Origin of the sequence: Rhizobacter sp., from assembly GCF_046595475.1 — a bacterium.
Classification (GTDB): Bacteria; Pseudomonadota; Gammaproteobacteria; order Burkholderiales; family Burkholderiaceae_C; genus Rhizobacter.
The window spans coordinates 1-8757 of sequence record NZ_JBKJOQ010000062.1; the positions used below are offsets into that span (position 1 = coordinate 1).

8 protein-coding genes are annotated in these 8757 nt (G+C 67.1%); 3 read left to right on the forward strand and 5 right to left on the reverse strand.

Annotation, left to right across the window (positions count from 1 at the left end; genetic code table 11):
• Together AC30QB_RS11535 and AC30QB_RS11540 are read right to left on the reverse strand one after the other, a co-directional pair.
• The coding region (locus AC30QB_RS11535) for a GNAT family N-acetyltransferase (protein WP_489546362.1) at nt 1-525 on the reverse strand (525 nt) is incomplete at its 3' end.
• Between the two features lie 143 nt (nt 526-668).
• A complete protein-coding gene (locus AC30QB_RS11540) occupies nt 669-866 on the reverse strand; it encodes a hypothetical protein (RefSeq protein WP_489546363.1) in 198 nt (65 codons plus the stop codon).
• A 152-nt stretch (nt 867-1018) separates the two neighbouring features.
• Here AC30QB_RS11540 and pdxR point away from each other — a divergent pair, with 152 nt between their 5' ends.
• Together pdxR and AC30QB_RS11550 are read left to right on the forward strand one after the other, a co-directional pair.
• Nucleotides 1019-2461: a MocR-like pyridoxine biosynthesis transcription factor PdxR gene (gene pdxR, locus AC30QB_RS11545; protein WP_489546364.1), complete on the forward strand. Its 1443-nt coding sequence runs from the start codon at nt 1019-1021 to the stop codon at nt 2459-2461.
• 33 nt (nt 2462-2494) lie between these two features.
• Nucleotides 2495-3589 (forward strand): diguanylate cyclase, encoded by a 1095-nt coding sequence (locus AC30QB_RS11550; protein ID WP_489546365.1) that lies wholly within the window; start codon nt 2495-2497, stop codon nt 3587-3589.
• 24 nt (nt 3590-3613) lie between these two features.
• On the opposite strand, the gene AC30QB_RS11555 is transcribed toward AC30QB_RS11550, so the two are convergent.
• Entirely contained in the window at nt 3614-6022 is a 2409-nt protein-coding gene (locus AC30QB_RS11555) for a putative bifunctional diguanylate cyclase/phosphodiesterase (protein WP_489546366.1), read from the reverse strand.
• 62 nt (nt 6023-6084) lie between these two features.
• Nucleotides 6085-6693, reverse strand: coding sequence for a methylamine utilization protein (locus AC30QB_RS11560; protein ID WP_489546367.1), 609 nt, complete (start codon nt 6691-6693; stop codon nt 6085-6087).
• 179 nt (nt 6694-6872) lie between these two features.
• On the opposite strand from AC30QB_RS11560, the gene AC30QB_RS11565 reads away from it, so the two are divergent.
• Nucleotides 6873-7475, forward strand: coding sequence for a CAP domain-containing protein (locus AC30QB_RS11565; protein ID WP_489546368.1), 603 nt, complete (start codon nt 6873-6875; stop codon nt 7473-7475).
• Here the strand turns inward: AC30QB_RS11565 and mnmA are convergent.
• Complete coding sequence (gene mnmA, locus AC30QB_RS11570) at nt 7442-8614, reverse strand: tRNA 2-thiouridine(34) synthase MnmA (protein ID WP_489546369.1); 1173 nt, start codon at nt 8612-8614, stop codon at nt 7442-7444. The two genes, AC30QB_RS11565 and mnmA, sit on opposite strands and share 34 nt — an antisense overlap.
• Nucleotides 8615-8757: the final 143 nt, after the last annotated feature.

Below are 8757 nucleotides of genomic sequence, written 5' to 3' on the forward strand. Positions count from 1 at the left end.
GAGTGGTTTCGTCTTGCTCTTCTGCTCATGGTCTGCCGCTTTCTCGGGCCTCGGGCCCGTGGTCATGAAGCAGAGTTTCCACTTATCGTCGTGTCCGGTTTTGCGCCGCCACCTCTGGGCCACTTTGTCATACAAGGTGCGTGCGACGGTGTTGTGGTCTTGCGTGAGCCAATAGCAGCGCGTGGCCTGTGCCTCGCGCGCCGCGGCGCCCACCGATTCGATGAGCGCGCGTGCAATGCCTTGGCCGCGCTCGGCCTGCGCCACAAACAGGTCTTGGAGATAGCACACGCAGCCCACGCGCGGCGACCACACGCTGCTGTGAAACAGGTAGTGCGTGATGCCGACCAGCCGGCCGTCGAGCTTGGCGCTGAGGCCGAACACGTCTTCTCGCAGCAGCAAGCGCTGCCACGCGGTGTCGTACTCGGCGGGCGTGGTCTCGGTCTTGTAGAAGGCTTTGTAGCCGCGGGCCAGTGGCTCCCAGGCGGCACGGTCATCGACCGTGAGCGGGGCGATGCGAAGGGTCATGGCGTCTGAGGCTGGATCATTGGTTCTTGATCGTAGACACTTCATTGCCAAAGCAAGGAGCCAATTTACGATGCAGGCAAGAGCCAATCCAGGTGACGCTCGGCCGCGCTGCGGCGGCCGCCCCTTTCAGTCGAAAGGAAAACTCACCAGCAGACGCGGCGGCAGCGGCCGAACGAGTCGCAGATGAAGCCACAGTTGATGGTGTCGCGTGCCGACACCGCATGAGAAGGCGTCGCCACGCCGGCTTGAGGCCGCAGCAGGCCGTGCGGCGACGAGCCACTGGCAGCGACGCTGGCCGATGCAAGGGCGGCCACCAAGCCCAGCCATAGAAGTTTGCTCATTCTGTTCTCCTGATCAGTTGAAGGATGGTTGTCAAACGCTCCTGAGTTGTCGTGCAGTCTCGGCAGGAGTGGCCCAAGACTAGGAGGTGCGCCGTTAGGCCTGCGTTATGAAGGCGCACATTGAACAAACCCGTTGAAGGAACCCGCTCACGATGAATGCCCGAACCGCCGTTCCTGCGCTGGCGCTGCGCCAGCAGGTCTACCTGCAGCTGCGTGCCGGCATCGAGCGCGGCACCTTTGCTGCGGGCAGCAAGCTGCCGCCCTCGCGCGCGCATGCCCAGGCCCTGGGCGTGGCGCGCAACACCGTGCTGTGGGCGTTGGAGCGCCTGCGCGCCGAGGGCTACGTGGTGGCGCGTGTGGGCGACGGCAGCTACGTGGCGCCCGATCTCGCTGCGCTGCGTGCCCCGGCTCAGCGCAAGAGCAGCGGCCCGCCCCTGCTGCCCGCGGCCGGCCTGTCGCAGCGCGGGCGGCTCATCGCCGAGACGGCGTTGCGCTGGCGGCCACCCGCCACCGCCGTCACGGCCTACCGCATAGGCACGCCCGCAGTCGATGCGTTTCCTTTCGAGCTGTGGTCGCGCCTGGAGCGCCAACTGCCGGCGCGCGTGCGGCAAGACACCGCGCAGTACCTTTCGGCCGCCGGGCACAAGCCCTTGCGCGAGGCGATCGCGCAGTGGCTGCTGGTGTCGCGCGGCATACGCTGCGACGCCGGTCAGGTGGTGGTGACCTCGGGCTCGCAGCAGGCCATCGACCTCATCGCCCGCCTGTTGCTCGACCCGGGCGACGAGGTGCTGGTCGAAGACCCGGGCTACCTGGGCATACGTGCAAGCCTTATCGGCCATGGCGTGAGCGCCTGCCCAGTGGCGGTGGACGAGCAAGGCCTGGCCATTGCAAGTGGCGCGGCGCGCTGGCCCGACGCACGCATGGCGGTGGTCACCCCCACGCACCAGTTTCCGCTCGGTGTGCACATGGGTCTCGCACGGCGGCTCGAGCTGCTGGAGTGGGCGCGCAAGCAGCGCGCCTGGGTGGTGGAAGACGACTACGACGGCGAGTTTCAATACGGCGCACACCGCATCCCGGCGCTGTGCAGCCTGCCGCACAGCGAGCGCGTGCTCTACGTGGGCACCTTCTCGAAAACGCTGCACCCCGGGCTGCGCCTGGGCTTTGTCGTGCTGCCGCCGGCGCTGGTGGATGCCTTTGCCAGCGCCAAGGCCTTGAGCGACCGCCACAGCCCGGGTGCGCTGCAAGAGGTGCTGGCGCGTTTCATCACCGAGGGCCATTTGCTGCGCCACTTGCGGCGCATGCGCGAGCTGTACCAGCAGCGCCAGGCCACGCTGATCGAGTCACTGCGCAAGGCGAGCGGTGGTGCGCTGCAGCTCGCGCAAGCAGCGCAAGGCATGCACCTGGTGCATGAGATTGGCGAGCGGCTGGACGACACCCGCCTCAGCCGCGCGGCGGCGCAGGCGGGGGTGCACCTGGCGCCGCTGTCGTGGTACTGCGTGCAAGCGCGCAGACGCGGCTGGGTGTTCGGCTACGCCGGCTTCGACGACGCAGCCTTGCGCCAGGCGGCGCGCGTGATGGCGCCACTGGTCCGTTGACCGCCTGCCTCCAGCATGAAACCATCGCCTCCCATGAGTTCAGCCACCGATCTTTTCCTCACCAACGACCCCGCACAGCAGCTGCGGCTGAAGGCGTGGCTCTTTGCCACCCTCTGCTATGTGGCTTACGCCATGCTGGCCTTCGTGCAGGTGGGCATGGGCCTGTCGCCGCTCATGCCCACGGTGTGGCTCTGCGTGACGGTGTTGCTCACCAGCGCAGCGTTCTATGTGGCCCTGCGCAGCGGCTGGGGCCTGAGCGCGAAGCGCGACCCCGCGCTCGCCTTCCAGCTAGGGGTGGGCGTTGTGTATTTCTACTGGATGTATGCGCTGGCAGGCTTGGCCAGCGGTGCCGTCACCATCATTACCGCCAGCCACATCGCCTATTCGATGTTCGGCATGACGGTGAAGCAAGTACGTCGGCTGGTGGTGATCTTGCTGGCGGTTTTGGGGGTGGTGATCGCCTTGTGCGCCTGGGTCGACCCGGAGCGCTTCCCGTGGCGGGTGCAGGTGGTGACCTACCTTTACGCCTGCATCGTGGTGCCGGTGATCGCGCGCCTGGCCACGCAGGTGGCTTCGCTGCACGAGCGCTTGCGTGCACAACGCAGCGAGCTCAAGACCGCGCTCGCGCGGGTGCAAGAGCTGGCGATCTGGGACGACCTGACCCAGGTGCACAACCGCCGATACGTGATGGAGCAGATGCAGGCCGAGTTTCGCAAGCAGGCCCGCAAGACCACGCCGCTGTGCCTGGCGCTGCTTGACATCGATCTCTTCAAGAACGTGAACGATCGCTACGGCCACGCGGCGGGCGATGAGGTGCTGCGCCGCTTCTCGGGCGCGGCCAAGGCAGTGGTGCGCACCACCGACCTGCTGGGACGCTGGGGCGGCGAAGAGTTCATGGTGATGTTCCCCGACACGCCGATCGCCCAGGCACAGGTGGCGTTGCAGCGCTTGCGTGAGCAGCTGCAGAAGATGCAGCTGCAAGACGTGGGTGCCGAGCTGATCCTCACCTACTCAGCAGGCCTGGTGGAAGTGGTGCCCACCGAGACCCTTGAAGCCGCCATCGAGCGCGCCGACCAGGCCATGTACCGCGCCAAGACCGCAGGGCGCAATCGCACCGAGATGGGCTGAACGGCAGCGGCAGCGACTGGGGGCCTAATGCAGCGTGACGTTCACGTCGGGCATGCCTTTGAGGCCAGGAGAAGCATGGCGTGCGGCCCAGCCGGCAGCCCAGTGCACGAATTCGCTAGACGGCATGGGCCGGCCCATGTGGAAGCCTTGCGCTTCGTCACATGACAGGTCGCGGAGCAAGTCCCACACCTGCGCGTTCTCTACACCTTCAGCCACCACCGACAGGCCCAGGCCGTGGGCGAGGTCGATGGTCGAGCGCACGATGCGCGCGTCGTTCACGTCTTTCTCCATGCTGAGCACGAAAGACTTGTCGATCTTCAGCTCGTCGACCGGCAGCTTCTTCAGATAGGCGAGTGACGAGTAGCCGGTGCCGAAGTCGTCGATCGACAGGCGAAAGCCCATGGCGCTCAGGCGCTCCAGCGTGTTCATGGCGCGCGTCGGGTCGTCCATGATCGCGCTCTCGGTGATCTCTAGGCAGAAGGCCTCGGCCGGCACGATGTGCTTGACCAGCAGGGCTTCGAACTTTTGCGGCAGCTCTACGTCGAGCAGGTCGCGCGTCGAGAGGTTGATCGAGAGCACGATGCGCAGGCCGCCTTCGTTGAGCACGCGCCACATGCGAGCCGACTCTTCGAACACCCACTGCGTGAGCACACGAATGAAGCCCGTCTGCTCGGCAAAGGGGATGAAGCTCATGGGCGGCACCAGGCCGCGCTGCGGGTGCTGCCAGCGCAGCAGTGATTCGGCGCCGACCACGCGGGCGTTGTCGAGCGCGAGCTTGGGCTGCAGGAACAGGCGCAGCTCGTGGTGATCAACGGCATGGCGCAGCTCGCTCAGCATCGTCAGCGTTTCCTTGCTGGCGGCGTCGATCGACGGGTCGTAGAGCATTGGCCCTTCGCTGCGGCGCTTGGCGGTGTACATGGCCACCTCGGCGTGGCTGAGCAAGCTGTCGGCATCGGTGCCGTGTTGGGGCCAAACGGCCATGCCGAAGCTCGCGCTCATGTCGACCGAGTGGTCTTCGAGTGTCATCACGTCGCCGAAGGCCTGGTGCAGGCGCTGAGCCACCGACTGGGTGTGGGCGATGTCGCTCGCCGGCTCCATGTCGGCCAGCAACACGGCGAACTCGTCGCCGCCCAGGCGTGCCACCAGGTCGCCATTGCGCACGGCCTGCTGCGACAGACGCTCGGCCACGCCCTTGAGCATGAGGTCGCCGAAACGGTAGCCGAGCACATCGTTCACATGCTTGAAGCGGTCGAGGTCGAGCATCACCACCGCCACCGAGCGGCCGTCTGATTTGCCGAGCGCCATGGCTTCGATGAGTGCGTTGCGAAACTGCACGCGGTTGGGCAGGCCGGTGAGGCTGTCCCAATAGGCCAGCTTCAAGATCTCTTCTTGCTGGCCAGCCACGTTGACGCGCATGCGCTCGAATGTTTGCGCCAGCTCGCCGATCTCATCGGTGCGGCGCTGGCCGCCCAGCGGTGTGGTGTAGTCGCCGGCACCCAGGCGCTCGGCCGCGGCGGCCAGTTTGCGCAGCGGCGTGGTCACATAGCGGGCGGTGAGCGCGCTGCCCACGCCGAACACCGCCACGCTCAAGAGCGTGAGCACCGCCAGGCCCACCTGCAGCTGACGGTACGGTGCCACGGCTTCGTCTACCGAGCGCATCAAGAGCGCCGAGACCGCAGCGCCGCTGCCGGGCTCGGTGAGGGCAACCGAGCGGGCGCTGTATTCCCCGTCGGGCAGGGCCACGCTCATGGCGGGGTCACCGGGCAGGAAGATGTTTTGCCGCTCCAGGGCGCTGCGGGCTTCGCGCGGCAGCGTCGTGACCGTGGTCTGCCACGCCGACTGCGCATCGCGCCGCACTTCCAGGCTCACGTGCAGCGAGGTCAGGCCGCGCATTTCATCGACCAGGCGCTGGTCGACCGGAAAACCCATGAGCACCCAGCCCACCAGCACCGGTGCACGCAGCGGCACCATCACGAACTGGAAGGGCTTGTCGTCGATCATCACCACGTCGCTTGCGCGCTTGGCGGTGCCGCCGTTGGCGGCCAGCCGCGCCAGCACCGGCTGCAGCATGAGATGGTCGGCCTGGGCCGTGGCGCGCAGGCGAAAGCTGGTGTCGAGCAAGGCGGCCACGGTGGCGCCGATGCGCTCTCCCTGGTTGGACAGCACCGAGCTGATGGTGGCCGCGTCGTTGCTGCTCACCGCCGAGCGGAAGCCGTAGTCGGACGCCAGCAAGGTGGCCCCTTCTGTGAGCTTGTGCGCGTTCTGGTCGAGCACACGCCGGAGCAGGCGCTCGCCCACTTCAAGGTCTTCGCTGATGCCTGCGCGCGCATTGCGGTCGATGGTGGCGCGTATGGCCACGAAGCTCAGGCCCTGCACCAGCAGCAGCAGGCCGAGGAACAGCAGCACGATGCGTGCGCTGAGTGACTTGCGCATCCACGCACGAAGCGTGGTAATCGCACCGATGGCACCGATGGCACCGTGACGCGGCCAGCCGCTCACAGGGCGCCCGCCGGCAGCTTGAGCTGCATGTGCATGTCGCCGCTTGCGACGGTGAGGGCCACGGGGGCGGGCTCTTTGCCCGCGGGCACGCCAACGTGCCAGGCGCGCAGGCGATAGTGGCCTGCGGCCACGCCGTCGAGCCGCACCTGGCCGCTGGCCGAGGTGCGCTGGAAATAGGGGGTGTCGACCACCACCACCCATGCGGCCATTTGGTCGTGAATGCTGCAGCCCAGTACCGCGGCGCCGGGTTTGTCGAAGATCACCGGCGCGTTGGGCACGCCGGCATACAGCTTCAGCTCGAATGTTTTGACGGGCGAGAACGAATACACCTGGTGACGCACCGTGTCGAAGTTGGGGAAGTTGACCGGCGTGCCCACCGTCACCACCGTGAGCGTGGGCGTGAACTGGCGCTGGCGCTGTGCAATGTCCACTTGCGCCATCGGCTTCACGGGCAGCTTGCCGCTGGCGGGTTCGAGCATCACCACGGCGTCAGCCAGGGGCTGGCCCGATGTGTCGGTGACAGCCACGGTGACGGCAGCAGCCTGCGCTGCGCCGGCGCTGGCGATGAGCAGGGAAACCAAGGCGAGGTGAGAGCAGTCATTCATGGTGTGGGTGACGGGGCCGTCAGAAGGCCACCCGGCTTCTGTGCTTATCGGCTCAGAGGGGTGCGAATTGAGTGGCGTTTTGGTGCCGCGGCGGCCGGGGCAGTGACCGGCCGCGTTGCCGTGATGGGTTTCACGCTTGCGGGCTGCGCGTGGCGGCATCGGTGGCTAGGCTTGCGCCCATGCCGATCAGCGCTTCGTTCAGAGCTTGTTTCCCAGACCCTGCGCCGTTGCTGCGCTGGCTGGGTGCGTGGCTGCTGCTGGCAGGCGGAGTGAGCGCCTGCGCGGGCAGCTCAGCCCCGCGAGCGGAGCCTGCGGGGCTGCCCGCCGCGCACCCCGCGACCGCCAACTGCGGCTTGGCCCGGTTCGAGCCCGAGCTGCTGCGCCAGGTGAACGCGTTTCGCGCCGCACCACGCAGCTGCGGCGCCCGCGGGCGCTTTGCCGCCGCGCCCCCGTTGCGCTGGAGCGGTGTGCTCGCGCAGCTGGCCTCTCGCCATGCGCACGACATGGCGGCGCGCAACACGGTCACGCATGACGATGCGCAAGGCCGTGGCCCTGCGCAGCGGGCTACAGCGGCAGGCTATGAATGGGGCGTATTTGCCGAGAACGTGGCGGGCCACCACGCGGGTGTGGCCGAGGTGGTGCGCGCTTGGGAAAACAGCGCCGGCCACTGCGCCAACCTGATGGAGAGCGCCGTTACCGAACTCGGTGCGGCTTGCGCCCCCGGTGCGCCGGGAGCCGAGTACAAGGCTTACTGGGCGATGGAGCTGGCCAAGCCGCGCTGAGACGGCGCCGCGGGCGGCATGTCGAGAGGCGTGTCGGCCGGCGCGGCACTGGCGATCACACCACCGCCCAAGCACACCTCGCCGTCATAGACCACGGCCGATTGGCCCGGCGTGACAGCCCACTGCGCCGCCTCGAACTGCAGCCGAAAACCGCCTGGCTCGCAGGCGATGCGGCAGGCTGCATCGGCTTGGCGATAGCGCGTCTTGGCGGCCACGTCGCCCTCTGGCGGTGCGCGGCCAGCCACCCAGCTGATGTCGTCGGCCTGCAAGGCGTGCGAGAGCAGCCAGGGGTGGTCGTGGCCTTGCACGATGTAGAGCGTGTTGGCCGCCATGTCTTTGCGGGCCACGAACCAAGGCGCGTGCTCGCTGCTCCCCCGCGCCGCGCCGCGCTCTTTCAGGCCACCGATGCCTATGCCCTTGCGCTGGCCCAAGGTGTAGAAGCTCAAGCCCACGTGCTCGCCGACGGTGCGACCGCGGTCGTCCTTGATGGGGCCGGGCGTGTTGGCGAGGTAGCGGTTCAAGAACTCGCGAAACGGACGCTCGCCTATGAAGCAGATGCCGGTCGAGTCTTTCTTCTTCGCATTCGGCAGGCCGATCTCGGCGGCGATGCGGCGCACCTCGGTCTTGGGCAGCTCGCCTACCGGGAACAGCGTCTTGCTGAGTTGCGCTTGCGTGAGGCGGTGCAGGAAGTAGCTCTGGTCTTTGAGTGGATCCAGGCCCTTGAGGAGCTGGTGTTCACCGTGATGCTCACGCACTCGTGCGTAGTGGCCCGTGGCGATCTTCTCGGCGCCCAGGCGCAGCGCGTGATCTAGGAAAGCCTTGAACTTGATTTCGGCATTGCACAGCACGTCAGGGTTGGGCGTGCGGCCGGCTTGGTACTCGCGCAGGAACTCGGCGAACACGCGGTCTTTGTAGTCGGCTGCGAAGTTCACGTGCTCGATCTCGATGCCCAGCACGTCGGCCACGCTGGCGGCGTCTAGAAAGTCTTGGCGCGACGAGCAGTACGCGTCGTCGTCATCGTCTTCCCAATTTTTCATGAAGACGCCAACCACGTCGTGCCCCTGCTGCTTGAGCAGCCACGCGGCGACCGACGAGTCGACGCCGCCCGAAAGTCCGACCACGATGCGCGATTTGTTCATAGAGCGATGGCCGGGCCAATGGCGCTAGCCCATCCCGCGATTTTGTTCGAAGCGTTCATTCCGGCATTGTACGTGGCGCGGATGGCGCGCCGGTGCGCGGACGCGAGGCGGCAACGCGGAAAACGGGCGACAAAAAAGGCAGG